Source organism: Sphingobacterium sp. LRF_L2 (assembly GCF_965644235.1).
Lineage (GTDB): Bacteria > Bacteroidota > Bacteroidia > Sphingobacteriales > Sphingobacteriaceae > Sphingobacterium.
In genome coordinates this window covers 15,419-42,326 of record NZ_CBFFRI010000010.1, presented here as the reverse complement: position 1 = coordinate 42,326, position 26,908 = coordinate 15,419, and the positions used below count along the sequence as shown (strand labels likewise).

General features: G+C 38.5%; 27 protein-coding genes. 12 read left to right on the top strand and 15 right to left on the bottom strand.

Features of this window, described 5'->3' with window-relative positions; genetic code table 11:
- Positions 1 to 8 precede the first annotated feature (8 nt).
- The 3 genes from ACSZOX_RS18960 to ACSZOX_RS18950 all read right to left on the bottom strand — a co-directional run bounded on the left by ACSZOX_RS18960 (position 9) and on the right by ACSZOX_RS18950 (position 2,662).
- On the bottom strand, positions 9 to 749 hold the full coding sequence (locus tag ACSZOX_RS18960) for a LytR/AlgR family response regulator transcription factor (RefSeq protein ID WP_437921761.1): 741 nt from the start codon (positions 747 to 749) through the stop codon (positions 9 to 11).
- The gene (locus ACSZOX_RS18955) at positions 742 to 1,524 is read right to left on the bottom strand and encodes a sensor histidine kinase (protein ID WP_437921760.1); all 783 of its coding nucleotides are present in this window, start codon (positions 1,522 to 1,524) and stop codon (positions 742 to 744) included. Before ACSZOX_RS18955 ends, ACSZOX_RS18960 begins: the two co-directional genes overlap by 8 nt.
- Positions 1,525 to 1,786: 262 nt before the next feature.
- Positions 1,787 to 2,662 (bottom strand): LiaF transmembrane domain-containing protein, encoded by an 876-nt coding sequence (locus ACSZOX_RS18950; protein ID WP_437921759.1) that lies wholly within the window; start codon positions 2,660 to 2,662, stop codon positions 1,787 to 1,789.
- A gap of 271 nt (positions 2,663 to 2,933) precedes the next feature.
- Here ACSZOX_RS18950 and ACSZOX_RS18945 point away from each other — a divergent pair, with 271 nt between their 5' ends.
- From ACSZOX_RS18945 to ACSZOX_RS18905, 9 genes are all read left to right on the top strand, one after another.
- On the top strand, positions 2,934 to 3,269 hold the full coding sequence (locus ACSZOX_RS18945) for a DUF3276 family protein (RefSeq protein ID WP_437921758.1): 336 nt from the start codon (positions 2,934 to 2,936) through the stop codon (positions 3,267 to 3,269).
- Between the two features lie 204 nt (positions 3,270 to 3,473).
- Positions 3,474 to 5,600: a DPP IV N-terminal domain-containing protein gene (locus ACSZOX_RS18940; RefSeq protein ID WP_437921757.1), complete on the top strand. Its 2,127-nt coding sequence runs from the start codon at positions 3,474 to 3,476 to the stop codon at positions 5,598 to 5,600.
- Positions 5,601 to 5,661: 61 nt separating this feature from the next.
- Positions 5,662 to 6,453, top strand: a complete 792-nt coding sequence (locus ACSZOX_RS18935) for a hypothetical protein (RefSeq protein WP_437921756.1) — start codon at positions 5,662 to 5,664, stop codon at positions 6,451 to 6,453.
- A gap of 12 nt (positions 6,454 to 6,465) precedes the next feature.
- Positions 6,466 to 7,626: a 1-deoxy-D-xylulose-5-phosphate reductoisomerase gene (locus tag ACSZOX_RS18930; protein WP_437921755.1), complete on the top strand. Its 1,161-nt coding sequence runs from the start codon at positions 6,466 to 6,468 to the stop codon at positions 7,624 to 7,626.
- A 41-nt stretch (positions 7,627 to 7,667) separates the two neighbouring features.
- On the top strand, positions 7,668 to 8,987 hold the full coding sequence (gene rseP / locus ACSZOX_RS18925) for an RIP metalloprotease RseP (protein ID WP_437921754.1): 1,320 nt from the start codon (positions 7,668 to 7,670) through the stop codon (positions 8,985 to 8,987).
- A 47-nt stretch (positions 8,988 to 9,034) separates the two neighbouring features.
- Positions 9,035 to 9,235 carry a YwbE family protein gene (locus ACSZOX_RS18920; RefSeq protein WP_437921753.1) on the top strand — a complete coding sequence of 67 codons (201 nt, stop codon included), beginning with the start codon at positions 9,035 to 9,037 and terminating at the stop codon, positions 9,233 to 9,235.
- A gap of 208 nt (positions 9,236 to 9,443) precedes the next feature.
- A complete protein-coding gene (carA, locus tag ACSZOX_RS18915) occupies positions 9,444 to 10,544 on the top strand; it encodes a glutamine-hydrolyzing carbamoyl-phosphate synthase small subunit (protein WP_437921752.1) in 1,101 nt (366 codons plus the stop codon).
- 122 nt (positions 10,545 to 10,666) lie between these two features.
- Positions 10,667 to 11,965, top strand: coding sequence for a phosphopyruvate hydratase (gene eno / locus ACSZOX_RS18910; protein ID WP_437921751.1), 1,299 nt, complete (start codon positions 10,667 to 10,669; stop codon positions 11,963 to 11,965).
- A 134-nt stretch (positions 11,966 to 12,099) separates the two neighbouring features.
- Entirely contained in the window at positions 12,100 to 12,402 is a 303-nt protein-coding gene (locus ACSZOX_RS18905; RefSeq protein ID WP_437921750.1) for an FtsB family cell division protein, read from the top strand.
- 18 nt (positions 12,403 to 12,420) lie between these two features.
- On the opposite strand, the gene ACSZOX_RS18900 is transcribed toward ACSZOX_RS18905, so the two are convergent.
- From ACSZOX_RS18900 to ACSZOX_RS18880, 5 genes are all read right to left on the bottom strand, one after another.
- Complete coding sequence (locus ACSZOX_RS18900; RefSeq protein ID WP_437921749.1) at positions 12,421 to 12,609, bottom strand: hypothetical protein; 189 nt, start codon at positions 12,607 to 12,609, stop codon at positions 12,421 to 12,423.
- Positions 12,610 to 12,723: 114 nt separating this feature from the next.
- Positions 12,724 to 13,536: an AMP nucleosidase gene (locus ACSZOX_RS18895; protein ID WP_437921748.1), complete on the bottom strand. Its 813-nt coding sequence runs from the start codon at positions 13,534 to 13,536 to the stop codon at positions 12,724 to 12,726.
- A gap of 88 nt (positions 13,537 to 13,624) precedes the next feature.
- Positions 13,625 to 14,875 carry an ATP-dependent Clp protease ATP-binding subunit ClpX gene (gene clpX / locus ACSZOX_RS18890; protein ID WP_437921747.1) on the bottom strand — a complete coding sequence of 417 codons (1,251 nt, stop codon included), beginning with the start codon at positions 14,873 to 14,875 and terminating at the stop codon, positions 13,625 to 13,627.
- An 11-nt stretch (positions 14,876 to 14,886) separates the two neighbouring features.
- Positions 14,887 to 15,585: an ATP-dependent Clp endopeptidase proteolytic subunit ClpP gene (gene clpP / locus ACSZOX_RS18885; RefSeq protein WP_437921746.1), complete on the bottom strand. Its 699-nt coding sequence runs from the start codon at positions 15,583 to 15,585 to the stop codon at positions 14,887 to 14,889.
- A gap of 58 nt (positions 15,586 to 15,643) precedes the next feature.
- A complete protein-coding gene (locus ACSZOX_RS18880) occupies positions 15,644 to 16,111 on the bottom strand; it encodes a type I restriction enzyme HsdR N-terminal domain-containing protein (protein WP_437921745.1) in 468 nt (155 codons plus the stop codon).
- Between the two features lie 83 nt (positions 16,112 to 16,194).
- Here ACSZOX_RS18880 and holA point away from each other — a divergent pair, with 83 nt between their 5' ends.
- Complete coding sequence (holA, locus tag ACSZOX_RS18875; RefSeq protein ID WP_437921744.1) at positions 16,195 to 17,205, top strand: DNA polymerase III subunit delta; 1,011 nt, start codon at positions 16,195 to 16,197, stop codon at positions 17,203 to 17,205.
- Here holA and ACSZOX_RS18870 read toward each other — a convergent pair.
- From ACSZOX_RS18870 to ACSZOX_RS18860, 3 genes are read right to left on the bottom strand one after another with little or no spacing between them, the layout of a single operon-like run.
- Positions 17,202 to 18,473: an AI-2E family transporter gene (locus ACSZOX_RS18870; protein ID WP_437921743.1), complete on the bottom strand. Its 1,272-nt coding sequence runs from the start codon at positions 18,471 to 18,473 to the stop codon at positions 17,202 to 17,204. The two genes, holA and ACSZOX_RS18870, sit on opposite strands and share 4 nt — an antisense overlap.
- A 27-nt stretch (positions 18,474 to 18,500) precedes the next feature.
- Entirely contained in the window at positions 18,501 to 19,625 is a 1,125-nt protein-coding gene (locus ACSZOX_RS18865; RefSeq protein WP_437921915.1) for an MFS transporter, read from the bottom strand.
- Positions 19,626 to 19,675: 50 nt separating this feature from the next.
- Positions 19,676 to 20,431, bottom strand: coding sequence for a TrmH family RNA methyltransferase (locus ACSZOX_RS18860; RefSeq protein WP_437921742.1), 756 nt, complete (start codon positions 20,429 to 20,431; stop codon positions 19,676 to 19,678).
- Between the two features lie 6 nt (positions 20,432 to 20,437).
- On the opposite strand from ACSZOX_RS18860, the gene ACSZOX_RS18855 reads away from it, so the two are divergent.
- Positions 20,438 to 22,789: a BamA/TamA family outer membrane protein gene (locus ACSZOX_RS18855; RefSeq protein WP_437921741.1), complete on the top strand. Its 2,352-nt coding sequence runs from the start codon at positions 20,438 to 20,440 to the stop codon at positions 22,787 to 22,789.
- On the opposite strand, the gene ACSZOX_RS18850 is transcribed toward ACSZOX_RS18855, so the two are convergent.
- Positions 22,786 to 23,322: a hypothetical protein gene (locus ACSZOX_RS18850; protein WP_437921740.1), complete on the bottom strand. Its 537-nt coding sequence runs from the start codon at positions 23,320 to 23,322 to the stop codon at positions 22,786 to 22,788. The genes ACSZOX_RS18855 and ACSZOX_RS18850 overlap by 4 nt on opposite strands.
- Before the next feature lie 209 nt (positions 23,323 to 23,531).
- Between ACSZOX_RS18850 and ACSZOX_RS18845 the strand changes: the two genes are divergently transcribed.
- Positions 23,532 to 23,792: a hypothetical protein gene (locus ACSZOX_RS18845; RefSeq protein WP_437921739.1), complete on the top strand. Its 261-nt coding sequence runs from the start codon at positions 23,532 to 23,534 to the stop codon at positions 23,790 to 23,792.
- A gap of 139 nt (positions 23,793 to 23,931) precedes the next feature.
- Here ACSZOX_RS18845 and ACSZOX_RS18840 read toward each other — a convergent pair whose 3' ends face one another.
- The 3 genes from ACSZOX_RS18840 to ACSZOX_RS18830 all read right to left on the bottom strand — a co-directional run bounded on the left by ACSZOX_RS18840 (position 23,932) and on the right by ACSZOX_RS18830 (position 26,825).
- Complete coding sequence (locus tag ACSZOX_RS18840; protein WP_437921738.1) at positions 23,932 to 24,348, bottom strand: hypothetical protein; 417 nt, start codon at positions 24,346 to 24,348, stop codon at positions 23,932 to 23,934.
- A gap of 168 nt (positions 24,349 to 24,516) precedes the next feature.
- Positions 24,517 to 26,181 (bottom strand): M28 family metallopeptidase, encoded by a 1,665-nt coding sequence (locus ACSZOX_RS18835; RefSeq protein ID WP_437921737.1) that lies wholly within the window; start codon positions 26,179 to 26,181, stop codon positions 24,517 to 24,519.
- A 29-nt stretch (positions 26,182 to 26,210) separates the two neighbouring features.
- The gene (locus tag ACSZOX_RS18830) at positions 26,211 to 26,825 is read right to left on the bottom strand and encodes a SprT-like domain-containing protein (protein WP_437921736.1); all 615 of its coding nucleotides are present in this window, start codon (positions 26,823 to 26,825) and stop codon (positions 26,211 to 26,213) included.
- Positions 26,826 to 26,908: the final 83 nt, after the last annotated feature.

The window sequence follows — 26,908 nt, the reverse complement described above, 5'->3', positions numbered from 1 at the left end:
ACAATTATTTATAAGCCAATTATTTGTTTCAAACGTGCATAGCCAGACTTGCTGATGTTTATTTTTTCCCCTGTTAACAAGGTGGCAATATAACTCTCTTTCTCCATCGGCTCTATTTTTGCTAGCTGGTCGACTTTAGCAATGAAAGAACGGTGAACGCGTACAAACTGCTTTGGATCGAGTTGTTTCTCAAACGAACTCATTGTTTTATTCTTTAGAAATACGCCGTCTTTTGTGTGGATTTTTACATAATCATCATAGGCTTCCAAGAAATTCACCTGTTGTACAGGGATGATTTTAATTTGTGTGCCATTTTTTACCACAATGCGTTCTAAAGATTCTTCCTCGGTAATGGCGTTTACTTTTTCTATAGTTCCTACTTTAGGGACGCTATTTACAAAATTGTTTCTGAACTTGGTAATTGCTTGTTCGAATCTATCTCTACTGATAGGCTTTAATAGGTAATCTATAGCATTCTTTTCGAACGCTTTAATCGCAAACTCGTCGAAAGCTGTCGTGAAAATAACATTGGGCATTTCGTCTACAATTTCGAGCATTTCGAAACCTGTTAATTTCGGCATCTGTATGTCGAGAAATACCAGGTCAGGCTGCAACTGTTGAATCGCTTTCGCACCTTCAAAACCATCTCCGCATTCCGCTACAATCGCTACATCTGCATGTTGTTTGAGATATTCGGTTATAATCATCCGGGCTAAGGGCTCGTCGTCGATAACAATTGTCTTAATCATATTGAGGGATTTTTAAGGTAGTTGTAAATATATTATCTTTTATTGAAGTCTCCAATAAATCTGTTCGGCTGTACAATAAAAACAAACGACGTTTAATACTCGAAAGACCAAAGCCTGTTCCTTTTTTTGTTTCAAACTGATCCGAATCAAATGGATTGGTGATCGTGATATACAACATGTAATTGTGCAATTGTATATCGACGGTTATTTCCACGTTTCCAATGACATTATACAGCCCGAATTTGATGGCATTCTCTAGCAATGGTTGAATAATCATCGAAGGAACTTTCGAAGTGCTTGACTTTTCTTGTTGCGCAAATGTTGTGGTTAAACGATGTCCAAATCGGACCTTTTCAATATCTAGATAAAGTCGTAAATGTGCGATCTCGTCGGCTAAGGGAATAAGCTGCTTGTCATCTTTACGCATTGTTCCACGTAAAAAATCTGACAATTGAAACGTCATATTTCGAGCTTCATCTGGTTTTATTCCGATCAAGGCAATAATGGAGTTTAAGCTGTTAAATAGAAAATGGGGCTGGAGTTGTTGGCGTAAATTATAGAGCTCCGCATCGCGCAAGATGCGTTCCGATTCTTCCTTGCGCTTTTTGTTTTCCTCGTATTCTTCTTGAATATTCCAAAAAATGTTGATAATGATAACACAGAGTAGGAGTAAGAAATTTATAATAAAACGATAGGGTAATACCTCGTAGAAATGTGTCAACGAGAAATCATCAAAGAATTGATTTAGAAAGAAAATGGATAATCCTACACTCATAACCGTTAGGGTGAGGCAGATTAAAGCTATTTTGATATATTGCTTTTTTCGCGGCAGATAGTATTGAAGTGTGCTATAGATAAGATAACAGCAAATGGTGATAGACAAAGCTCCTATGATGGGTTCGTAAGGCATAACCGGTTTCGGTCGGCAATCCCACCATAGGAGAAAATAGGAAACAAGAAAGTATAAAATACAAATAGTCCACGTACTAAAGTGGATGAGGCGATTTTTTGTGGTTAGTTTAAAAGTCATCTACTCCCTAGCTGTTTTTTATCGTAATATTTCCGAATATTGAAGTTCCCGTGATGTATAAACATTTATTTTGATCTGTTATATTCGTTAGGATCACACGTCTATCATCGCTTTCACTTAAGATGGAGGAAACAGTTGTCGCAACGATCCAATGAGGTGGCACAATAATTTTAGTGCTTCCAAAAAGCTGAAATACATCCAATGCAACAGGCTGCTGTATATCTGATTGGATAAGGTTGATCTCTGTACTACCAAAAACATTAGTCAATGTTCCGCCTAAAAAATTCTTCGAAAAAATAATTTTTTTCGCATTTCCAAAAACAGAATCTACCTTGATATAATTTTCTCCTTCGTAAGTGTATCCCCTTTGTTGGCTACGCTCATACGATGATGTGTTGTTTTGCGTTGGTTCTGACTGTTGAAAAGGCGATTGAAATGTATTGCTATCTTCATGCACAACATCCACCCGCTTATCCCAATCAAATTCGTCCTTTTCTTCCGGTGTAACCGGAGGTATCGGTGGCGGCGTATGACTACGGTTTCTCATGATAAGGTATATCCCTACGATGATGGCACCTAGTGGAACGATAACACCTCCGAAAGAAAGGTTTGTTAGATCTCTAAGTAAAAATAGCCCACCGATTGTAATAAGAATAACCGAGGATTTTTTCTTAAATTGAGAGTTTACACCGATAACTAGACCAATAATAATGAGTATCATTTCCCATCCGAAAATCCAGCTCGGAAACCACATACCCATATTCAAGTTTTTCAACAACAGCGCTAAACCCAGAAAAACAATCACGGCGCCTACAATATTCGCACTCTTGTTGTTACGTGGTGGAATTGGTGGTGGTGTTTTATAATCTCTATCTCTTTCCATTGCTATGTGTTTTTTATTTGATTCAAAAGTAGCGCAATACTTCATAATCAGTAAGCCAAAATAGGTAATACATCGCACTTTTTCGGTAAAAGCCGCCATTTTTTCGGTAAAAAATCTGCGCTTTTAAAATGTCATTTTTGGATATATCGGTATTCTTGTAAAGACAGGGAAAAAAAAGTCATATTTTTTTTGTCATAATTTGGCTAATTGAAATAAATTATTATATATTTATAGCTGAAAAAGGATTTAAACTTAAATACTTACAATACAAATGGGAGATTTTGAAAACAAAGAGCGCGAAGAAGTATTTTCAAAAAAGGTGAGAGCTGGAAAACGTACTTATTTTTTTGATGTTAAAGCAACTCGTTCTAACGATTATTATGTGACCATCACGGAGAGCAAAAAACGTTTTGAGGATGGTCAATTTATTAAGCATAAAATTTTCTTGTACAAGGAAGATTTTGAAAAGTTTGCTGAAGGATTGACAGAGGTTGTTGACTACATTAAAGCCAACCAAGATGTTGTTGAAAAACGTTACGAGCCTAATCAAGAAGATTCAGCATATGAAAGCAATGAATACGCACAGAAAGATAATTTTTCGTTTTAGTACGTATTCTTAGCAAGAGATATAATATAGAAGCCACTAATTAGTGGCTTTTTTTATTACAGGTATTTTAGCAGAAGTCTGTTAGCGCTTTGCTAAAGCCTGGTTTGACGGTAAAAATGATGCATATTTTTTATTAAACATGTTACAGGCCTTATCCCCGCTCGTAGTTTATTATTTGTAATTTCGTGGTCTATGGTGATTTCGATGGTAAAAAAAACAGTAGTAGCGACGTTATGCACTTTGTTCGCTATTTGTCAGCTCTTAGCGCAGAAGAAAGAATTGAGTTTTTTACAAGCTTGGGGACAGGATGCTTCTGTCACAAAGAACATAAATCAATATATCGGGTGGTCAGACGCTGAACATTATTTAGAAAAGGATGCGGTGGATCAGCTTGTTTACAAGATTGATGTAAAGTCTGGTCAGAAGGAGGTTTACGAGCCTCTTCCGGAATCGAAAAAGGCCGTGTTTGTGAAAGATAACGATATTTTTGTGCGTGATGGGGAACAGGACGCTATACAACTGACAATATCGCCTGATATCGAGGAGAAAAATCCTACACTTTCTCCTGATGGGAGATATGTTGCATTTACGCGGAATAACGATTTATACAGTATAGAGCTAGCAACAAAAAAAGAAATGCGCTATACAGAAGACGGAAGTCAAACAGTATATAACGGATGGTCATCTTGGGTTTACTATGAAGAAATTTTGGGTAGAGCAACTCATTATAAGGCTTTCTGGTGGTCGCCAGATAGCAAGCAAATTGCATTTATGCGTTTTGATGATACCCATGTTCCTATGTTTCCCATTTATGTTTCTACCGGACAACATGGGTATCTAGAAGAAACACGCTACCCGAAAGCTGGAGATGCAAACCCAACTGTGAAAATTGGATTTGTTAAGGTCGCGGGGTCTGCTATAATATGGGCTGATTTTGATGAGCAGTTCGATCAATATTTTGGTCAACCTTATTGGAGTTTCGATAGCCATTCTATTATGGTGCAATGGATGAATCGCGATCAGAATAACCTGAAATTTTATGCCGTAAATCCGCAGAATGGTCATAAAAAAGAAACCTATGACGAGAAGCAGGAAACATGGATCAATTTGGATCATGAAGAGCGCATTACTTATTTGGCAGACAACAAGCATTATATCTTAAAGTCAGATCGTACAGGATGGGCACATTATTACCTCTATACATTAGATGGGAAGTTGGTGAATCCTCTTACCTCGGGCGATTGGCAAGTGAATGCCCTTGAAACGATTGACGAAAAAAATAAAATCATTTATTTCACGGCCCGCAAGGAAAACTCCGCTACAGCTGATTTGTACAGTGTGGATTATGGAGGTCGTCAATTGAAGCGTTTGACATTTGGCGATTATACGCATCAGGTTATGGTATCCCCGACAGGGAAATATTTTATAACGAGTTATTCGAACGTGACAACACCTGTTAAAGTTGCCTTAATGGATAACAAAGGAAAGTTGTTGAAAGCGCTTGCTGATAGTAAAGCTGAATCATTCGATTCTTATAATCTAGGGAAGACAAGTTATTTTACGATTCCTTCGGATGACGGCTTATTTCAATTGCCTGTTATCATCACCTATCCTGTGGATTTTGATGAGCGTAAAACGTATCCTGTAATCATGAGTATATATGGTGGGCCTGATGCGGGAACTGTGAGGAATACATGGAAGGGTACTGGTAATCAATATTGGGCGCAGCAAGGAGTTGTTCAAATTACATGTGACCATCGAGCGTCGGGGCACTTTGGAAAAAAGGGAGTCGCTCTTATGCATAGGAATTTGGGTAAGTGGGAGATGGTTGATTACATTACGGTTGCTAAATGGTTAAAAAGTAAACCTTGGGTAGCAAAAAATAAGCTCTTGATCACAGGACATAGCTATGGGGGCTATGTAACTTGTCTCGCATTGACAAAAGGAGCGGACTACTTTGACTACGGAATCGCGGGAGCACCTGTTACCAGCTGGGAATTATACGATACACATTATACCGAACGTTGGATGGATACGCCGGAAGTTAATGCACAAGGTTACGAAGAAGGATCGGTTTTGACTTATGTGAATCAATACAAGGGTGGGTTACGTATTATGCACGGAGACAGTGACGATAATGTGCATTTACAAAACACCATTCAACTTGTGGATGCTTTGACAGATCGCGCAGTGCCTTTTGAGTTAATGATCTATCCAGGCAGTAGGCACGGATTCTCCCGGTCGAAATCGAATTATGATTTTCGGGAAAGAGTACGCTTCTATTTCCAATATCTCTTAGAGAAACCTGTTCCCGACGATTTTAAGCGATAGAAATGTAATATTTTACGTCTCTATCAAAAATTATCTCATATTTGCATTATTATTTTTCAGCATGTTACAGTTTCTAAAAGAAAGTACATTTAAGGCTAATGATGTTTTTTTACGGGCAATGTCTGTATTGAGAAAACATTATTTTTCTATGGCAGGCCTTTGTTTTTTGTTGTTTGTGACTTCTAATTTGTCGTCTTATCTAGCTTTTACGCTGGAAGATTCGAAGTTGTATTTCCTAAAAGCGCTCCTGTGTTTCGTTTTTCTTACGCTTTTTTTTGGAACACAATTGATACTGATTAAACGAGCGCTTTTACTGGTTCGTGGAATAGAACATGCAGATTTTAAGGATTACATTCCTTCGAGTAAGCAATTTGTCAACTTTTTGCTGGGATTTATTCTATACTCTTTTTTAATCGGTATTGTGTATTTCCTGACTTCTATCCTGAGTTTTCCTTTGCTGTATGTTGGAATTGAGATGGAGTCGTTGAGTATGGAAGTCAACCCTTTCTTAACGGGGGTAATTATGATGTTTGTGTTGATCCGAATTACTTTTTTTCCTTATTTCATCGTTGATAAAAAATTTAATCTTTTTCGATCATGTAAGCTTAGTATTGCACTGACGAAGGGTAACACGATTAATTTGTTGCTTTTAATGTTTGCGGTGGGTATGGCCTATCTTTTCCAGGTTTCATTTGAGTACTTGGGCTATTTCCTTATTGCGAAAGTGTTTAGTGTGATCAATACTTTCGTGATCATTCCATCCGTAAGTTTGGTTATGGCGGTTGCATACCATGACATGATGAAAGAGTATAAAGGTGGGGATGATCCGGAATTGTTAAAAAATATTATCTAATCGAACTTAATTTTGAAAAAAAGAAATATCGCCATACTTGGAGCTACGGGGAGTATAGGTACTCAAGCTTTAGATGTGGTAAGGACATTTCCTGAATTACTTGAGGTGTCGGTTTTGACTGCCGCATCTAATGCCGAATTATTGATTAAACAAGCTTTGGAATTTAAACCTCGTGCTGTTGTCATCCTGCAAGACGAAGGCTATCCGAAAGTGAAGGATGCGCTCGAAGGAAGTGGTATTTTGGTGTTATCGGGTGGAACGGCATTAGAAGAAGTTGTGCAATATGAGGAGATTGACGTTGTTCTTAATGCGATTGTAGGTTCTGCAGGTCTACGTCCTACCGTAAAAGCCATACAGAGTGGAAAAGATATTGCTTTGGCCAATAAGGAAACCTTGGTAGTTGCTGGGCAATTAATCATGGATTTGGTTCAACAACATCAGGTAGCGATGTTACCCGTGGATTCCGAACATTCGGCGATTTTCCAATGCTTAGCAGGCGAGGGGGAGAATCCAATCGAAAAGATATATCTGACGGCGTCTGGAGGTCCGTTTAGGGGCAAGGATAGAGCATTTTTAACACATGTAACCAAGCAACAAGCGTTGAAACATCCCAATTGGGTGATGGGGGCTAAGATAACGATCGATTCTGCCTCGCTCATGAATAAGGGGCTTGAGGTAATTGAAGCAAAATGGCTTTTTGGTTTGGAGCCTGATCAGATTGATGTGATTGTTCATCCACAATCCATCGTTCATTCCATGGTGCAGTTCAAAGATGGCTCAATGAAGGCTCAAATGGGTTTGCCCGACATGAAGTTGCCCATACAGCATGCCTTAACCTATCCCTGTCGCCAAGAAAATAGTTTTGAGCGATTTAATTTTTTGAATTATCCCTCTTTGACATTTGAACCTGCAGATACGCATACTTTTCGTAATTTAGACCTTGCTTATCGTGCACTGAATGATGGCGGTGATAGGCCTTGTGTGTTGAATGCAGCAAATGAAATCGCTGTATCAGCATTTTTAGAAGAGAAGATTTCCTTTTTAGCCATGAGTGAGCTTATTGAGGCGACAATGTGTCAGTTAAAGCTGGTGGAAACACCAACCTTGGATGATTTATTGGCCATTGATCAGGAATCTAGGATTGTGGCACGAGATTTAATGAATAAGATGTAATGATTACTTTGGTATTTGACTTATAAATTTAAACTTTTTTAATGGGAACATTAGTGATGATCGGACAAGTGGTCTTAGGCTTGTCAATTTTAATCATATTGCACGAATTTGGACATTTTCTTGCCGCCAGAGCTTTTGGTATTAAAGTCGAGAAATTCTACCTTTTTTTTGATGCTTGGGGCGTCAAATTATTTAAGTTCACGTACAAAGGTTGCGAATATGGTATAGGATGGCTTCCGCTGGGGGGCTACGTGAAAATTGCTGGAATGATCGATGAATCTATGGATACCGAGCAACTTAAACAGGAGCCTAAGCCTTGGGAATTTCGTTCTAAACCAGCGTGGCAGCGGTTGATTGTAATGCTTGGTGGGATTATAGTTAATGTCATTGTCGGTATTTTGGTGTTCTGGATGCTTACATTTAGTTACGGAGAAACCGATGTAGATAATTCGAAATTACAATATGGCGTTGTGCCCGGGATTATAGGAAAAGAGATTGGTATACAAGCGGGAGACAAAATTTTAGCCGTTAATGGGAAGCCTGCTATTAAATTTTTTGGGGATGTGATGAGTTCGGAGGTACTGATGGGAGATGCAGTGCTGACGATAGAGCGATCAGGAAATAAGCAGGAATTGAAAGTTCCTGCGGATATTCTCAATGCTGTGGCTGAACATAAGAAAAATGAATTGGTTAGTCCTAGACATATATTAAATAGTGTCAAAGATGTGGAGAAAGATTCGGAAGCTGCACGCATGAAAATTACCGAAGGCGATAGTATCGTAGCTGTTAATGGAAAGCCTACTTTCTTTTTCGATCAGTTTACCGACGAAATTAAAAATAGTAAAGGAAAAGCTGTTGAGGTAACACTCATCCGAAAAGGTGAACAGGTACAGGTTAAAGGTAAAGTAGATTCTACAGGAACACTAGGTGTAAATTTAGGGGTGCCTAATTTTCCGACGATTATCCAAGAATATGGTTTTTTTCAATCTTTACCTATCGGAGCGACAAAAGCTTTTTCAGTGATTACAGATAATATTAAAGGTTTTGGTAAGATATTTAAAGGCGATGTACGTGCTGATAAAGCACTTTCTGGTCCTGTCGGTATTGCCAAAATGTTTGGAACTGAGGTAAATTGGATTAAATTCTGGGGGTTAGTAGGTATGCTTTCAATGGCCTTAGCGTTTATGAATTTGTTGCCTATTCCTGCGTTGGACGGCGGACATGTTATATTTCTGATTGTAGAAATGATACAAGGTAAGCCGTTGAGCGATAATTTTTTGGAGAAAGCGCAAATGGTCGGTTTCTTTATTCTTATAGCGCTCATGCTCTTTACGTTAGGAAACGATATTATTAAGTGGTAAAATAAAGTAAAAGGCCAGTTTACGCTGGCCTTTTTTAGTATAAATATATGGACGGGAAAACACGCGCAAATATAAAGCCAGGCATGTTGGTTAACATCGTATTGAAAAAAGACCAGCGTACAGGCGAATTGACAGAAGGGATTGTCAAAGATTTATTAACTTCGGCCTCCTTTCACCATAGGGGGATTAAAGTACGTCTGCAGGATGGGCAAATTGGTCGTGTACAAGAGATATTAGAAGAAGACTAGTCTGTTGTTTTTGTTTTTAATTTTTACTTTTCGATTTTAAATACTTACCTTTGTCTCTCGTGAAAAATGAGGTAACATATCTCGTTGCAGCGGCGCAATATTTCAATGTTTACATTGATACAAAGGATATTTGATTTTATTTTAGCCCATTTGGGCTTTTTTTGTATCCATAATTGAACAATATTAAAATTATACATAAAATAATAGAATGACCAACTACAGTAAATTACCAGCCATTTTGGTGCTCGAAGACGGGACAGTTTATCATGGCAAGGCGGCCGGAAAAATTGGAACGACTACGGGCGAGATCTGTTTTAATACAGGTACTACAGGTTATCAGGAGATCTTCACTGATCCTTCTTACTATGGGCAAATTATGGTAACCACCAATGCGCATATCGGTAATTACGGGATTGATGAAGATGATACGGAATCTGAAAAAATTCAGATCGCTGGTTTAGTTTGTAAAAACTATAACATCAATTATAGTCGTCAAATGGCGGATCGCTCTATTCAGACGTATTTTGAAGAAGAGAACCTAGTAGGTATTTCTGATATCGACACACGTTCTTTGGTGAGACATATTCGGGATAAAGGGGCGATGAATGCAATTATCTCTTCTGAAAATCTTGATGTAGAGGAACTAAAGAAACAACTTGCACAAGTTCCTTCGATGGACGGGCTAGAGCTTTCTTCTTTGGTATCTACAAAAGAGCCTTATTTTTATGGTGAAGAAGCCGCTCCTACACGTATTGCAGTCTTGGATTTAGGTATCAAAAAGAATATCTTGCGTAATTTCGATGCACGTCAAGTTTATGCAAAGGTGTTTCCTGCAAAAACAACATTCAAAGAAATGGAAGAATGGAATCCGGATGGTTACTTTATTTCGAATGGCCCTGGCGATCCTTCGGCAATGGATTATGCCATTGAGACGATTAAAGAAATTGTCGGTGCAGAGAAGCCAATGTTCGGTATTTGTTTGGGACATCAGATGTTAGCTTTGGCAAACGGTATTCGTACTAAAAAAATGCACAATGGACATCGTGGTATCAACCACCCTGTAAAAAATGTAATAGCTAACCGTTGTGAAATAACTTCCCAAAATCACGGATTTGGTGTCGTAGCAGAAGATATCGAAAAATCAGATAAGGTAGAAGTGACACACGTTAACTTGAATGATAACTCTATCGAAGGGATTCGTTTGAAAGGTAAAAAGGCATTCTCTGTCCAGTATCACCCAGAGTCTTCACCTGGTCCTCACGATTCACGTTATTTGTTTGATGATTTTATTGCAATGATTAAAGCATAATGTAAAAAGGCTGAACCTTGTGTTTGGCCTTTTTTTTAGCTAAGTTTGAATATCCAAGTATAAATGTTATCTTAGTGTTGATTATACACTAAGTTGAAGATTAAAAAGACAATAATAAAAAAATGAGTTTAATAATTGATGTTCATGCGCGTCAGATTCTTGATTCGCGCGGTAATCCTACGATTGAAGTAGACGTAACCACCCAAAATGGATTTGTTGGACGTGCAGCTGTTCCTTCTGGAGCTTCTACAGGTATTCACGAAGCAGTAGAATTGCGTGATGGCGATAAATCAAAATACCTAGGTAAAGGCGTTTTAAAAGCTGTGGAAAACGTGAATACCAAGATTGCTGATGCGTTGAAAGGGGTAGATGTATTCGAACAAAATACAATCGATCAAATTATGATCGCGTTGGATGGTTCTGAAAACAAAGGAAATTTAGGTGCTAATGCAATTTTAGGTGTGTCTTTAGCTGTGGCTAAGGCTGCTGCGCAAGAGTCTCATCAACCTTTGTATCGTTACATTGGTGGCGTAAATGCAAATACATTGCCTATCCCAATGATGAACATTATCAATGGCGGATCACACTCTGATGCACCTATTGCATTCCAGGAGTTTATGATTATGCCTGTTGGTGCTCCTTCTTTCTCTGAAGCTTTGCGTTGGGGAGCAGAAGTATTCCATACGTTGAAAAAAATTCTTCACGATAGAAATCTTTCTACTGCGGTGGGAGATGAAGGTGGATTCGCTCCAACATTCGATGGCACAGAAGATGCTATTGAAACGGTATTGAAAGCTATTGAAACTGCAGGTTACAAACCAGGAGATGATATCTGTTTAGCATTAGATTGTGCTTCTTCCGAATTTTATAAAGACGGTAGCTATAACTACGCAAAATTCGAAGGTGACAAAGGTGCTGTTCGTTCAAGTGAAGAACAAGCTTCTTACCTTGCAGAGTTGACAGAGAAATATCCAATTATTTCTATCGAGGATGGAATGGCTGAAGACGACTGGGCTGGTTGGAAGACATTAACCGAGAAAATTGGCGATCGAGTACAACTTGTTGGTGATGATTTGTTCGTTACAAATACAAAACGTTTACAACAAGGTATTGATAACGATACCGCTAATTCCATTTTGGTGAAAGTAAATCAGATCGGTTCGTTGACTGAAACAATCAATGCCGTTACTTTAGCTCAAAACTCTGGATATACTTCTGTAATGTCTCACCGTTCAGGAGAAACCGAAGATGCGACTATCGCAGATTTGGCTGTTGCATTGAACTGCGGACAAATTAAAACGGGTTCCGCTTCTCGTTCAGATCGTATGGCGAAATATAATCAATTGTTACGTATAGAAGAGGAATTGGGTGCAAATGCTCGTTTCATCGGTAAGAACTTCAAATACGCAATTAAAAAATAATTAGACGAAATGCGAATAGAAAAAGGAAGCTTAGGCTTCCTTTTTTGTTTATTGAAAATGAGTTGATAGTCAGGCATACGATTTTATTGGGTGTTATTCCTTATCTTTAACTTAAGATTTTTACTTTTGCTTTTATGGAACGATTTCTTACGTTGATTCGAAATAAATATTTTATAGCTGGACTAGCTTTTTTAACTTGGATGTGCTTTTTCGATCGATATGATGTGAGTACTCAGATTGCTTACCAGCAGGAAAAGCATAAGCTAGAAGGCGAAAAGGCTTTCTATGAAAATGAAATTGGACATATTGAGAAATCGATTAAAAATGCACAGTATAATCCTAGTGAAATCCAACGAATAGCGAGAGAGCGCTATAAGATGAAAAAAGATAATGAAGATGTGTATGTGATCCAAGAAGTTGAACCGAAGGAAGATTAGTACTGTTTTTATAGTAAATTAGTTGCGCCCGTTATATGCTTTACATCGCATCGATTCTTTTGACTGTTTGTCGATTGTTTTGAAAATACGGCGATAGTCTTTTACAACGGCAGCAATAGCGAGGCCCATTCCAGTATTTCCGGATGTGCCTTCTATAATGGTACTTTCTGGTTTCAATTGCCAAAACTTTCCGGCATCCTCTATCACGTTTAATGCGATTTTATCCTTGATGAATTTCCCGGGTTTATGATTTTTATTCTGGCAAAATTGCCGATAGTTTCGAGGATGTTATCATACCATATGCTGCTTTCGTTGACGCATTTAGAATTTAAGGTGCTTTACGGTCAACCCGTTGTTCTTAAGTTGCTTTAAAGCATCTATCCCAATCTTAAGGTGCGTTTCCACATACTTTGCCGTAACCGCTAGATCACTTTCTGAAGTTTTTACTCCCTCAGGCACCATCGGTTGATCCGACACTAATAACAATGCACCCGTTGGAATTTTGTTCGCAAAGCCCACACTAAAAATTGTCGCTGTTTCCATATCGACCGCCATCGCACGAATAGTTTTTAAATACTTTTTAAAAGCTTTGTCATGCTCCCAAACGCGTCGGTTGGTGGTATACACTGTTCCTGTCCAATAGTCTCTGGAATAATCACGGATAGTGGTTGAAATAGCTTTTTGTAATGCAAATGAGGGTAGAGACGGTACTTCCTGCGGGAAATAGTCGTTTGAGGTTCCTTCTCCGCGAATAGCGGCAATAGGTAGTATAAGTTCGCCTACCGGAATTTTCTTTTTGAGACCTCCCGTTTTTCCAAGGAAAAGCACTGCCTTTGGATTAATTGCCGACAGAAGGTCCATTATCGTCGCTGCCATTGGACTTCCCATACCGAAATTAATAAGGGTTATTCCCCCTGCACTACATGCTTGCATAGCCTTGTCCTCGCCGTAGATATGGGCATTGTCGTGCATTTCAGAAAACATCTTGACATATTTGGAAAAATTAGTCAATAATACATAAGGCTCAAATTCCTCTAAAGGACAGCCTGTATAGCGGGGCAACCAGTTATTGACGATGTCTTTCTTTGTTTTTAATCCTGGAGTGATGGGAGATTCAACTGTTTTTTTTGTCATATATATTTATTTAAATTTAACCATAGACTTTATACCAAAGCCTTTTACTATAAAAAAATCCCTCAGTTTCGCGCTGAGGGATTTTGCTTTAAGCTACTTGAAGCTTCTTAATGTCTGATTTTGCAAATTTCTTCTTCGCGTATTCCAATGTGATATGGAGAACCTTTTCACCACTTTCTTCTTTCGTCGTGGGTATCTCAAACATGGCATCCAACATGATAGCCTCGCAGATCCCTCGTAAACCTCGTGCTCCGAGTTTGAAATCCCAAGCCTTATCTACAATGAAATCATAAACATCTTCATCGAATAAAAGCTCGATATCCTCGTATTGAAATAACTTAACATACTGCTTAATAAGCGCGTTTTTTGGTTCTGTTAAGATATTTAGTAATGTTTCTTTATCTAGCGGATTAAGATAAGTTAACACAGGCAGACGACCGATTAATTCAGGTATAAGCCCAAAGTTTTTTAAGTCTTGTGGCGTGATATACTTGTATAAGTTGTTCAAATCAATATCTTCCTCATCTTCTTTCATCTTATAACCTACAGTTTGTGTACGTAAACGATTGGCAATTTTTTTCTGTATACCATCGAATGCACCACCGCAGATAAAGAGAATATTGCTGGTGTTAACAGATATCATCTTTTGATCGGGATGTTTACGTCCTCCTTGAGGAGGTACGTTGACATTTGTTCCTTCAAGAATCTTCAATAGCGCCTGCTGTACACCTTCGCCAGAAACATCTCTGGTAATAGATGGGTTGTCACTTTTACGTGCTATTTTGTCAATCTCATCGATATAGATAATGCCGCGCTCTGCAGCAGCAACATCATAGTCGGCTGCTTGAAGTAAACGTGTGAGTATGCTTTCAACATCTTCGCCCACATAACCAGCTTCCGTTAAAACTGTGGCATCAACAATACAGAAAGGAACATTTAAAATCTTAGCTACTGTTTTAGCCAATAACGTTTTGCCTGTGCCTGTCTCGCCCACGATGATCAAATTTGATTTTTCAATTTCGATTTCATCCTTGTCGACTTTCTGATTCAGCCTTTTGTAATGATTGTAAACAGCGACCGATATAACTTTCTTTGCATCATCTTGACCAATAACATACTGGTCCAAATGTTGTTTTATTTCCACTGGGCGTACCAGTTTCAAGGTGGTTTGAAGCGACTTGCTTTTACGTTGCTTCAACTCCTCTGCTAAAATTTCCCCCGCTTGCGTTACGCAACGGTCACAAATATGAGCTCCGTCGCCAGCAATAAGCATCTGAGCATCATTTTTACTGATGCCGCAAAAAGAACAACGGATATCTCGATTATTAATCTTACTCATTGATTAATTTATTATTTAAGATCCTTTTTGGATAATAATACCTCATCAATCATACCAAACTCTTTGGCTTCGTTTGATTTCATCCAATAGTCACGGTCTGATGATTTTTCTACCCACTCATACGATTGTCCAGAATGCTCTGCGATGATCGTGTATAATTCCTCCTTCAGTTTCAACATCTCGCGTAGGTTGATTTCCATGTCGGAAGCTACACCTTGTGCACCACCGGAAGGTTGGTGGATCATGACGCGTGAGTGTTTCAGGGCAGCTCGTTTTCCTTTTGCTCCCGCAACCAATAGCACAGCTCCCATAGATGCGGCCATGCCTGTACAAATTGTTGCTACATCGGGAGAAATGTACTGCATAGTATCGTATATCCCTAATCCAGCATATACACTACCTCCTGGGGAGTTGATGTAAATTTGAATATCGCGTTGTGCGTCGGTAGATTGCAAAAACAACAGCTGCGCTTGAACAATGTTGGCAATCTGGTCGTTTATCGCATCTCCTAAAAATATGATACGATCCATCATCAAACGAGAAAAAACGTCCATTTGTGCCACATTAAGTTGACGCTCTTCAATGATGTAAGGCGTAAGGTTTGTTGGCAGATTCGTTTGAACACGAGAAATGTAATTATCTACATGTTGGCTACCAATACGGTGATGTTGGATAGCATATTTTCTGAATTCATTTTTATCTATGTTCATTTTTCTATTTTTTTCTGTTTTCTAAAAGACTAATATAAAATTATATTTTTAATCTAAACTACAAATTAAGAGCCGAATTGTAATTTGGCAGTTCCGCTAAAAATTCAAAACTATTTTTATCGAAGTTTATAGTACAATAATAATGCTCTATTCCATTGCTAACTAAAAGCAAAGGTATTTTATGGATGCTATTGTAGTTTGCTATTTGATGAAATGTCTTCTCTGTAATTTTGACAGTAGGAGCTTTAAATTCTGCCAAAAGTATCTTTTGCCCTTCACTGTTGTAAATTAAAAGATCACTTCGCTTTTGTAAGCTGTTTAACTTGAGGCCTCCCTCTATTTGCATCAATGTCTTAGGATAATTTTTATGCTGATGTAGGTAGCTGATCCAATGTTGTCTAACCCATTCCTCTGGTGTTAATAATAGCTCTTTCTTTCGTAACTCATCAAATATGAACAACTTGCCCAGTTTTTTTGTGATCTTGGATGAATAGGGCGGTAAGTTTAAAGGAATCGGCTTAAACATCTGCAAAAATAAGTTTTTTTTACCAGTTAACAAAACGATGCTTGGCTTATGAAAGCCACAGAAAAGTCGTATTTTCGCATTATATGAGTGTAAATACCATTCTCTCCGATTTAAAGAAAAGAAAATTCAGTCCGGTTTATCTGTTACATGGCGACGAATCATATTATATTGATTTGATAGCCGATACATTAGAGCGGACAGTTCTTAATGAAGCACAAAAAGGATTCGATCAGACTATTCTATACGGAAAGGATACAAGTATTGTTACTTTCGTGAATGCAGCAAAACGCTATCCTATGATGAGCGACTATCAGCTTATTATTATTAAGGAGGCACAAGACCTGAAATGGAAATCGGAAGAGGAATTATTACTCAAATACTTAGAAAATCTGACACCAACTACGATTCTAGTTCTCGCTTACAAATATGGTAAGTTTGACAAGCGGAAGAAGATCTATAAATCTTTTGAGAAGAATGGTGTCGTCGTGGAATCGGCTAAACTTTACGAAAATAAAGTAGGAGAGTGGATTGTAGAACAGTTCCAATCAGCAGGCCGATCAATTCATCCACAGGCCGCTTTGATGATGGCTGATTATCTTGGTACTGACCTTTCAAAAATAGCAAATGAAATAGAGAAGTTGCTGTTGAATGTTTCGAAAGAAACGGAGATTCTTCCTTTACATATCGAACAGAATATCGGTATCAGTAAGGATTTCAATGTTTTTGAACTCCAGTCTGCTCTGGCAAAAAGGAATGCCGTAAAGGCGATTCAAATTGTGGACTATTTCATTGCAAATCCTAAATCAAATCCGTTGCCTATGGTTATTGGTAATTTGGGGACGTACTTTACAAAAATCCTTAAATATCATTATTTACCAGACAAGTCACCTCAGGTAGCAGCTAAGCAGTTGGGGGTACATACGTTCTTCTTAAAAGAATATGAAAGTGCCGCGCGGAATTTTAATAGGAGAAAAACCTTCGACATCATTCACGATCTAAGCAGTTACGATTTAAAGACCAAAGGGCTTGATATTGGCCCATTTACCGATAGTGGTGAGCTGTTACGGGAACTTGTATTCAAAATATTGAATTAATGCGCTGAAGAGTTATCTTCCTTTTTTTTCGGTAATTCTGTGTACGGATTGGCTTCAGACTCGTGAATTTCTTTATAATGCATGGTGGTCGTAGGTGGTGTTGCTTCTGTATCGACGTCGATTTCAACTTTGATTTCTTTTTCTATCTTCGGCTTTCTTACAATTCCCCATTTTATTAATAGTTCTTGTGTGGAGTTTACTTTGAGGTGTTCTTTCTCTGGTTCGCCAATTAAAAATCCAAAAGCCTGCATTGACGGTATAGCGTCAAATAGAACTTTAATGGTCGCGGTAAGGGGTAAGGCTAAAATTAGTCCGGATAACCCAAATAGCATCCCTCCTAAAAGGATGGCAATAACCGCCATTAAAGGATTGATACTTACTTTGCTGCCAACGATGTTCGGAGTGATAATATTTCCTTCTAGAAATTGCACGACCTGAAACCATGCGATAACGCCGATAGCGTACCAAGCATTGTCTTTTACCGCAAGCGCAAACAAAGCCGGTAGTATAGACCCAATGGCTATGCCGATATAGGGAAGTAACATCAACAAAGAGGCCAATGTACCAAAAAACCAAGCGTATTCAATACCCATTACCATAAGACCAATGGTGTTGAGTATTGCGACAATTCCCATAACAGTAACGAGTCCTAACAGATAACTCTGTACAACATAATAGATTTTATTCAATGTTTCATCTACCTTGGATTGGTTCACACTTCTGAATGCCTTGAAGAAAAACTCCCGGAAGAAGTCGCGGTAATAGAGAAGGAAAAAGCTGAACAAGGGAACTAATACAACACCAGCTAGTATGTTGCCAATCGATCCGAAGGTTGCGGAGACCATCGCGCCGGCATTGGATAACAACTTGTTTCCTTGATCCCTAAATTGATCCATCATGGCGGTACGTTTTATACCAAATGTCGTTTCTACCCATAGTTGCGCTCTTTCTAATACAGATATCATTTTGTCTGTAATGGCAGAAGCGTCTTTACTAATAATGATACTTTGATGAACGATAAACCAACCAATCGTCCATATAATACCAATAGCGACGATAACGGAAAGGATAGAGGCGGTAGCTTTGCCCAATCGTAGCCTTTCAAATAGGCGTGCCAGTGGAAATAGCGAGATAGATATGAGTATGGAAAACAGCAAAGGTATCAATACACTTTGTGTTGCGTACATAAAACCTAATAGCAGGGCCATCGCCATCAAACTGGATGCTAAGTCTAGCGCATAAGGAAATTTTTTTGAACCATTATCCATAAAGAAAATCTATTTATTGAGTAACGATTAACTAACTCTTTTGTTTTTGTAATTCCAATACAAGATATAGAAAAATGCGAGTAGAATGATAAAACTATTTATCACAAATATACCCGGGATGCGACTGATTTCTTCACTATATATGTAGCCAGCAAGGAGAGCACCACCGCCAATTCCGGCTTCGAGGGCGATATACATCGTTGCCATGGCTTTTCCACGATGTTGTGGAAGGCTGAGATCGATGGTCCACGCATTCACAGCGGGTGAAAGAATACCAGTTCCTATTCCATAAAGTATTGCTCCTCCGATAAGCCCTTCTACGGCATCTCCAATTCCGATGACGAATACGGCTAATGCTACAATTATTACGCCTACAAACATTACGCGAATACGGCCATATCGATCTGCAACTTTACCTGATATAAACCGGATAGCGATGGAAGAGAGGGTGTACGCCGTAAAAAATAGTCCCTTGTTGCTTATGCCTAAATGTTCGCTCCAGTCGGGTATCAATGTGAGGATAACGCCATATCCCGTATAACACAATAAGGTTACTAAAGCCGCGGGGATAACTCTTGGTTCGATAATTTCGCTTCGATGTATGCGTAGCATGGATGGTCGAAAAGGTTGTTTATTCACGAGTGTTTCGCGCATATTCATGACAATAACGATAGATAATACGGCAAAAAGTGACGAACAATAGAACATGGGGTTCATTCCGTAATGTAGCGCGATATAGCTGCCTATGGCTGGTCCTACAGCACTTCCTATACTGAAACAAAGGCCATGCATGCCAAGGGCTTCGCCCCAACGATTTTGCGGGATAATATCAGCCACATAAGCCGAAGTCGCAGTAGGTTTAAAACCTGTCGAAAAACCATGTATCAGTCTCAATAGAAAAAATAGGGCGACAGAACTGATAATCGGGTAGAGGAAACCACAAACAAAGCAAACGATGGAGCCGACGGCCATAACAGGTACCCTACCCCAACGGTCTGTTAATTTTCCACTAAATGGACGGGAGATCCCGGCTGTTAATGTGAAAAGGGCGATGATTAAGCCCTTGTGTTCTCCACCCCCCATCTTACTCAAATGACTTGGTAATTCTGGGATTATCATATTGAAACTTGCTGAGAACAACAAAGAACTCATGCACAAGAGCGCGAAAGGAAGTGTGTAAATAGATTTTGATTCGCTCACTTTTAAGATATTGAAAGTTTTTGCCGCGCCAATTCGGAACAAAATATGGTTGTTGCGACGGCGACGTTTAGGGACTCTGCAGCGCCGATCCGTGGTATGGTTACTGCTTGGTCGATTTTTTCTATGACTGTTTTACTTAGTCCATTGCCTTCGTTACCCATAACGATTAAACTTGCATTTTTAAAGTCTGTTTCGTAAATAGATTGTCCGTTTAGCAGGGCGCCATAAGTTGGCATTTTTGCGTTTTGAATAAATTCAGGCAGATCGGTATAAATAAGTTTGACACGGGCTAGTGATCCCATGGTGGCTTGTACAACCTTTGGATTAAAAGCATCTACCGTGTCAAGTGAACAAACGATATGTGAGATGCCAAACCATTCTGCAGTACGGATAATGGTTCCCAGATTTCCTGGATCTTGAATATCGTCAAGCAAGAGCGCATGTTGTTGCCGTAAAAGGTCCCATTCAATTTTTTCTGTTTGGGGTAGATAGACTAAGGCTAAGATTCCTTGCGGATTTTTTAATGACGTTATTTTTTGAAATTCGTTTTCACTAACCGTTGTACATTTTATATTTTGAAGTAAATTACCCATTTTTGTTTGCGTTTCCATAATGCAATAGATGCTATGGATACGATAGTCAGAAGAAATAAACTCCGTTACGGATTTCAAACCTTCCACGATAAAAAGACCGTGTTGTTTGCGAAATTTTTTATGCTGCAATGACGTTATTAAACTAGTTTGCGCTTTTGATAACATTGTTTAATGATTAAGAAAGACTATTTTTTTGCTTTTGCAAGTATAATGCTTTTGTTGCTATTTTTAGCATCCTGTCGCTCCGCGAAATATGTTGAAGACGATCAAGCCTTGATTTCTGATGTCGATATTAACGGCATTCCTCCCGAACTTAAAGAAAGTGCGTCGGCATATATTTCGAATGAGGTTAAACCTAATTCACGGTTGAACCTAACCATATATAATTTGTTTAACACAAAGAATGGCAAATATAAGAAAGATGGTTTAAGGAATGTTGGTGATGCACCGCATATTTTGGACTCATCGTTGGTAGAGCTTTCCTCCCGACAGATTAATAGGTTTTTGCAAACAAAAGGCTATTTTAATAACAGTGTCGCTCCTCACGTCGATATCAAAAAGAAGAAAGCACACGTGCAATTTAATGTGGTTATTGGTGAACCATTTGTATATGGTAGCGTGGATTATCATGCTGCTGATTCTGCCGTGGAAGCTGTGTACGTAAATCGTGTAAAGAAAGATTCGAAAGCAATCCCCGGTAAACAATTTGATAGTAATGATCTCTTGGAAGAACGGGAATTGCTTTATAATCAGCTTAAAGAGAGAGGGTATTACGCGTATCTACGTCAATATATGCGTGTAGGAATAGATACCAACACCGTAGCGAGACAAGCGAATCTACATATTGATATCCAAAATCCATCGGATAGTTCGAAACACACCGTATATAACGTAGATAGTGTGTTCGTAACCGTAAAGCTTCCTTTTGGTCAGGTGGCCACGCATCGACGAAGGACATATCTCGATAGCACGTTACAGATAACATTTAACGACGAAACAGGACGGTTTCGTTTAAAACCTTTGGCGCGCTACATGTATGTAAGACCGGAAATGCGTTACAACTTGAAAAAAGAGAATCAAGCTTATGATCGTCTCTACGAAACGAATGGTTTTCGCAATGTCAAAATAAACTACCTAAAAGTTGATTCGAACCGTCTGCATGCATTTTACGAACTTACTCCCAGACCGGTTATGGCTAATCAAGTGGAAGGAGAATTTACATTCAGTTCGGGGATGAGTGGATTTAATGTTGGAAATACCTTTTCACATCGTAATATATTTGGGGGGGCGGAACAGCTTGAAGTAAAATTGCGTTATGGTGTGCTATTCGATCCTCGATTGGAAGGAAATTTAGCAAATAAAATATTCAATAATGATTTTCAGGTAGGCGTAAATCTTATCGTTCCCAGATTGATGACGCCGTTTCCCAATTCAAGCGAGGGTACATATGGGCTGCCTCGAACGACATTTTCAAGTACTGTACAATTGTTTCAGCAAGATGGTACATATTCCAACAGATATTTTACCAATACATTAAACTACATTTGGTATTCAAGCCCGCGTTCACAACATAGTTTGACGCCAATTTCTGTAGAATACCGATTGGGAAGATTAAATGACGATTTTGCGCAGCGCTTAGAAGATGAAGGTTATCAACTGTATGTGAAAAGCAACAATCGTGAATATTTCGGACTAAGTGCTCAATATGCGTATACCTATAATGCAAAGAAATTATTGCAATTACAGAATTTCCATTATTTCCGACTGGGGTTGGAAAGTAGTGGCAACTTATTAGGGTTGGCTAGCAATCTGTTTAAATTCAGTTCGTCTGACGAAGGAGAGAAACTTTTGTTTGGTGTACCTTATCTGCAATATGCGAAGACGGAATTGGATTACCGACTGTATCGTTATTTAGGTGGTAATAGGCAGTTTGTTTTCCGTTTTAATGGTGGTATTGCCGTGCCTTATGGAAACAATTCTGAATTGTTAATATTTGAGAAAAGCTTCTATGGTGGTGGAATGAACGGTATTCGTGCATGGCAAGCCCGTACATTAGGACCTGGAAACTACGATCGCAGCGGTTTGAGCGAAGATCTGTTACTGAATTTAAGAAATCTTGATCAGTTGGGAGAGATCAAATTGGAAGCTAATGTCGAATATAGGTTTCGATTACTCAATAATTTTCTTGGAACAAAACTGAACGGTGCTACGTTCATCGACGCAGGAAACATCTGGTTATTGAAAGATAACGAATTTACAACAGAGGGAACTTTTAAAGCCGATAGATTTCTTTCGCAGATCGCTTTGGGAACGGGATTTGGCTTACGGATGGATATGGATTACTTTATTATTCGCTTAGATGCTGGATTGAAAGTAAAAGATCCACAATTTGACGGCAGTAAGCAGTGGGTAATTAAGGAGCTATTTAACGCGAAAGCTTTTAAAGACGCATTTTACGAAGTGAGAAAGCCTGACCGTTATAATTTTATTCAATATAACTTTAGTGTGGGATTGCCCTTTTAGAACAATCCTTTTAAACCAAATAATATGCTCTCAAAAATTTTGGAAAGGTCTAATCCTTTTGTGTAATGAAAATAGGCATAAAGTACTGCGAGTACAACAAATGTGGTCAAAAAGCGCTTAAAAAGATAAGCAATTAATAAAATCGCTCCAGGTATGATAAGAAGGAGTGCTCCGTAAATTTTGAATGGCTTTAGACTTTGCGCTGATTTGTGAACGTAATACAGCTTCCCGACCGATTTCTCTTGGTTTTTATGTTTAAAAAATACAAAAGTAGACGATTCTAAAGGATGTTTTACTACGGCGATACCATCGTGAAAAGCCAAATCCTGTTGGAACCCATTCAAATTGAAAACAAAAGTTCCATTGATGTTTTCCAAAGGTTTTTCAGCACTGTCAACGGCGATGATGGCCAGTTTTCCATTTTTCGTAAGATTCTCTTCGACAATGAAATTGTCAATACGCTGCGGTTGTGCATCCGTAGTTAGGTAAGTCAGCAAAAGGCACACCGTGATCTGGAATAGTCTATTTATCATCTTCAATACGCTTCATGCAATATTAGGTAAAATTTATTACTCTCCATAGCCTGTAAAGGAGCTGAATAATAAGATATCTGCTTTGATTACCTAGTGCGCGATAATCTTGTATCATACAATTGATTGTCGCTTTGCTTTTTTTGTGCTTTACTTTTTAATTTTAACTTTTTCTTCCTTACATTTGTGCTACAAAAAAAGTTTAAACTGATATGGAAAATACAGTGTCTCCAAGACCCGCAAAAACGACAGATAACAACGCGAACCGTACAGAATACTATGTAAAGCTTACTGTAGCTATCGTAATCGGTTTAGTTGGAGTGTTCATCAGATTTGTACCAGATGTTATTCCATCTTTGGATCAAATGGCTTTTACATTTTCGTTAATCGCAAACTTGGCTATTATTGTAGCTTCTATAATTGCTTTTAAAGTTGTTTTTGATATCTTAGGATTTGGAAAAAATAAAGACTAATTAAAGTCTTTTGATAATAAAAAAAGCATCAAGACGATTCTTGATGCTTTTTTTATTGGCATCTGTAGAGAATAACTTAAAGAAAAAGCATAAAAAAGCCTGCGTTAATCTTTAACGCAGGCTTTTTTTTCTGTATGTTTTACGCAAATAAAGACCAGGTACTCCAAGGAATTCTTGAAAGAATGAAAACTAATCCGATGATGTAGAATAACAAAACCGTTTTGTTGGCTTTCTTTGGATCACTTAGTTTCTTTGCTTTTGAATATCCGATAGTAATTAAGACAATAGCAAGGAGCATCATCAACGGGTGTTCTAGAAAGTAAAGTCTTGAAAGACCATTTTTCATGTTCTCGCCAGAGAAGGCCTGTAAGCCCAGTGGAGACGTGAAGTAAATAATGATACCAACAAGTAATTGTAAATGAGCTGCAATAAAGCCAATTAATGCAATTTTCCGATTGTAAGGTTTGTTTCCTAAATAGTTGGCTAATGTAATTACGATAGCAATTACTAGTGCAAGCAATAATACAATTGCTATAGTTGAATGTAAATGTTTCATTCGGTTAAATAAATTAAATTTTATACATTATCTCTTTTTCGAAGTTACTAACTTGACCAAGTTAACGTGGAGTTTTTCGCCAAGTTTGAACTTACGATGACAAAGGTACTATTTTTCCACAACTGTAGCTCTTTTATCCGTTCACAGTTGCGGAAAAAAGCTGATTTGTTATTTTTTTAGTCTTGCCTCACCAATTGTTTTAAATTCGGATTTCGCTTTAAAGTTCGGAAAGCTTTTTTCTAAACTCATAGTATAACCAATGTCGAAAAATAGACGAATGTCTGCAAGAATTCCTTGAAAATCCCAATCTGCAGTCACCTCATCATCTACGGTATGATATCGCCCTTCCAATGCTTTTTTTCTTTGTGTATTTAGGATGGAATCTTGTGATAAAAGATTTTTTCCACTTCCCATAAACAAGCCAGGGACGCCTACTTTGACGAAGTTGAAATGGTCTGATCGATAAAAGCCACCCGACGAAGGATTGTTCTCCCCATGTACGGTACGTCCAAATTTTTTAGCCGATCGGACAACGTAATCCTCAATTTCTGTTTGTCCTATTCCTACGATAGAAACATCTTCTGTTGCTCCCATCGCGCTAAAGGCATCCATGTTTAAATTGGCCACCGTTTTTTGTAAAGGATAAATGGGGTGTTGCGTGTAATATTCTGAGCCTAAAAGGCCTTCTTCTTCGGATGTCAGCGCAATGAAAACAATGCTGCGTTCCGGCTTTATTTGGGTAGCTTTAAACGCTTTCGCAAGCTCAAAAAGTGCAGCTACACCAGCGGCATTGTCTATTGCGCCATTGTATATAGAATCTCCATTAATGGCTTCGCCAATACCGAGATGATCCCAATGTGCGGTATAAATAATGACCTCATCAGGTCGTTTCGTTCCCTCTAACTTCGCTATTACGTTATTAGAGGAAGATTTCCTGATGTCATTTTTAAGATGAATTGATGTAGTAACAGCAAGGTTAACGGGCTTAAATCCCTTCTTTTTTGCTTTATCCCTAATATCTGATGGCAATTTGGCTAGTGCGAAAATTTTATTTGCAGTCTCGCTACTGATCCACCCTTCAAATGCTGTTGTTTTTCCTTTTTCGACATTGTCTACTAAATTAAGTTGAGGCCCAGACCAGCCTGTTCTTACTACATTCCATCCATAGCTGGCAGCATCGGTATCGTGAATCAGTAATATACCCGATGCACCTTGCCTCGCAGCTTCTTCATACTTATAAGTCCAACGACCATAATAAGTCATTGTATCTGCTTTGAATAATGTCTTATCATATTTTCCCGGATCGCTAACCAAAGCGACCACCGTTTTTCCTTTTACATCTATCCCCTCATAGTCATTCCATCCAAATTCTGGGGCCACAATACCGAAGCCAACGAAGACGAGCTCACTGTCTTTTACTTGGATATCCGATTGAAGTAAACGGCTTCCGACAACAAAGTCGTCTAGATAAGTTGTCGAAAGAGAACCTTCTTTTCCCTGGAAAATAAGCTGTTTTTCTGTTGGGGTAGACGTTGTTTCCACCATAGGCACTTCCTGAAAATAGGATTCTCCGTTGCCTGGCGATAAGCCCAGTTCTTTGAATTGTTTCTCGATATACTGTACAGCCAATGTATCTCCTTTTGTAAAAGGCTTGCGCCCTAAAAATTCATCCGAAGATAATTGGTTTACATATTGACTGTAGGTAGATTCTGTAATAGCAGATAAGGCAACAGAATCGAGAGTTGTTGCTATCGAATGGTCTGCTTGACGTTCTTGGCAAGACAGGCCTAAGATTGACAAGACAGATAGTATAAATGTATTTTTATGGGCCATAAATTTAAATTTTATATGGTGGATGATAATTATGAGACGAGGATCACTTCAGCTATAGGATGAAATAGATATACTTTCTCGGTAGTTACTTCTATGCATTTGTATCGCTTTCTCAATTTCTCCTGCTTTTGAAACATACGCGTTCCGTTGAATAGGAAATAGCTCCCTTCACTGATGGACTCTACCGTAGTTATTTCCTGCTGTTGATTTGTATCGTATTGGCGCAACACCCTGTACAAATTCATATCAGTGCAACTGGAAGCCGCTGGATTATTCATGTATTTTGTGATTGCCTGAAGAATATCTTGCGGAAATATGCCAAGCGTTAAAAAGGGCTGCATGAGTTTTTTGTAGTTTTCTTTCCATTCGCTTCCATGAGGCTTTACTTTATTTTTGAAAAGTTGCCAAGTTTTCAAATGGGCGAATTCATGTATTGTGGTGATCAGAAAAGCATAGGGATTAAGATCGTGGTTAACCGATATCTTATGCGGTTGGCCTTGAAAAGGAGCCATGTAATCGCCTAATTTTGTCTTTCTACTTTTTGAAACACGAAATCGACAACTTGTATCGTTAATCCATTGCGATATAATAGGAGCTGCTGCTGCTGGAACGTATTTGCTCAGTTGTTTTGAAAAATCAGCCATGTCATACAAACATATTAATTTTTTGTCGAAAGAATCTTTTTGTCATGTTCGATGAACTTCTTTTGGTTTTTTTATGCCCTAGT

What these genes read in the sequence shown, in the direction of transcription:
- ACSZOX_RS18960 (WP_437921761.1), bottom strand. Translation starts at nt 749, where the DNA reads ATGATTAAGACAATTGTTATCGACGACGAGCCCTTAGCCCGGATGATT.
- ACSZOX_RS18955 (WP_437921760.1), bottom strand. Translation starts at nt 1,524, where the DNA reads ATGAGTGTAGGATTATCCATTTTCTTTCTAAATCAATTCTTTGATGAT.
- ACSZOX_RS18950 (WP_437921759.1), bottom strand. Translation starts at nt 2,662, where the DNA reads ATGGAAAGAGATAGAGATTATAAAACACCACCACCAATTCCACCACGT.
- ACSZOX_RS18945 (WP_437921758.1), top strand. Translation starts at nt 2,934, where the DNA reads ATGGGAGATTTTGAAAACAAAGAGCGCGAAGAAGTATTTTCAAAAAAG.
- ACSZOX_RS18940 (WP_437921757.1), top strand. Translation starts at nt 3,474, where the DNA reads ATGGTAAAAAAAACAGTAGTAGCGACGTTATGCACTTTGTTCGCTATT.
- ACSZOX_RS18935 (WP_437921756.1), top strand. Translation starts at nt 5,662, where the DNA reads ATGTTACAGTTTCTAAAAGAAAGTACATTTAAGGCTAATGATGTTTTT.
- rseP (WP_437921754.1), top strand. Translation starts at nt 7,668, where the DNA reads ATGGGAACATTAGTGATGATCGGACAAGTGGTCTTAGGCTTGTCAATT.
- ACSZOX_RS18920 (WP_437921753.1), top strand. Translation starts at nt 9,035, where the DNA reads ATGGACGGGAAAACACGCGCAAATATAAAGCCAGGCATGTTGGTTAAC.
- carA (WP_437921752.1), top strand. Translation starts at nt 9,444, where the DNA reads ATGACCAACTACAGTAAATTACCAGCCATTTTGGTGCTCGAAGACGGG.
- eno (WP_437921751.1), top strand. Translation starts at nt 10,667, where the DNA reads ATGAGTTTAATAATTGATGTTCATGCGCGTCAGATTCTTGATTCGCGC.
- ACSZOX_RS18905 (WP_437921750.1), top strand. Translation starts at nt 12,100, where the DNA reads ATGGAACGATTTCTTACGTTGATTCGAAATAAATATTTTATAGCTGGA.
- ACSZOX_RS18895 (WP_437921748.1), bottom strand. Translation starts at nt 13,536, where the DNA reads ATGACAAAAAAAACAGTTGAATCTCCCATCACTCCAGGATTAAAAACA.
- clpX (WP_437921747.1), bottom strand. Translation starts at nt 14,875, where the DNA reads ATGAGTAAGATTAATAATCGAGATATCCGTTGTTCTTTTTGCGGCATC.
- clpP (WP_437921746.1), bottom strand. Translation starts at nt 15,585, where the DNA reads ATGAACATAGATAAAAATGAATTCAGAAAATATGCTATCCAACATCAC.
- ACSZOX_RS18880 (WP_437921745.1), bottom strand. Translation starts at nt 16,111, where the DNA reads ATGTTTAAGCCGATTCCTTTAAACTTACCGCCCTATTCATCCAAGATC.
- holA (WP_437921744.1), top strand. Translation starts at nt 16,195, where the DNA reads ATGAGTGTAAATACCATTCTCTCCGATTTAAAGAAAAGAAAATTCAGT.
- ACSZOX_RS18870 (WP_437921743.1), bottom strand. Translation starts at nt 18,473, where the DNA reads ATGGATAATGGTTCAAAAAAATTTCCTTATGCGCTAGACTTAGCATCC.
- ACSZOX_RS18865 (WP_437921915.1), bottom strand. Translation starts at nt 19,625, where the DNA reads ATGAGTTCTTTGTTGTTCTCAGCAAGTTTCAATATGATAATCCCAGAA.
- ACSZOX_RS18860 (WP_437921742.1), bottom strand. Translation starts at nt 20,431, where the DNA reads ATGTTATCAAAAGCGCAAACTAGTTTAATAACGTCATTGCAGCATAAA.
- ACSZOX_RS18855 (WP_437921741.1), top strand. Translation starts at nt 20,438, where the DNA reads ATGATTAAGAAAGACTATTTTTTTGCTTTTGCAAGTATAATGCTTTTG.
- ACSZOX_RS18850 (WP_437921740.1), bottom strand. Translation starts at nt 23,322, where the DNA reads ATGATAAATAGACTATTCCAGATCACGGTGTGCCTTTTGCTGACTTAC.
- ACSZOX_RS18845 (WP_437921739.1), top strand. Translation starts at nt 23,532, where the DNA reads ATGGAAAATACAGTGTCTCCAAGACCCGCAAAAACGACAGATAACAAC.
- ACSZOX_RS18840 (WP_437921738.1), bottom strand. Translation starts at nt 24,348, where the DNA reads ATGAAACATTTACATTCAACTATAGCAATTGTATTATTGCTTGCACTA.
- ACSZOX_RS18835 (WP_437921737.1), bottom strand. Translation starts at nt 26,181, where the DNA reads ATGGCCCATAAAAATACATTTATACTATCTGTCTTGTCAATCTTAGGC.
- ACSZOX_RS18830 (WP_437921736.1), bottom strand. Translation starts at nt 26,825, where the DNA reads ATGGCTGATTTTTCAAAACAACTGAGCAAATACGTTCCAGCAGCAGCA.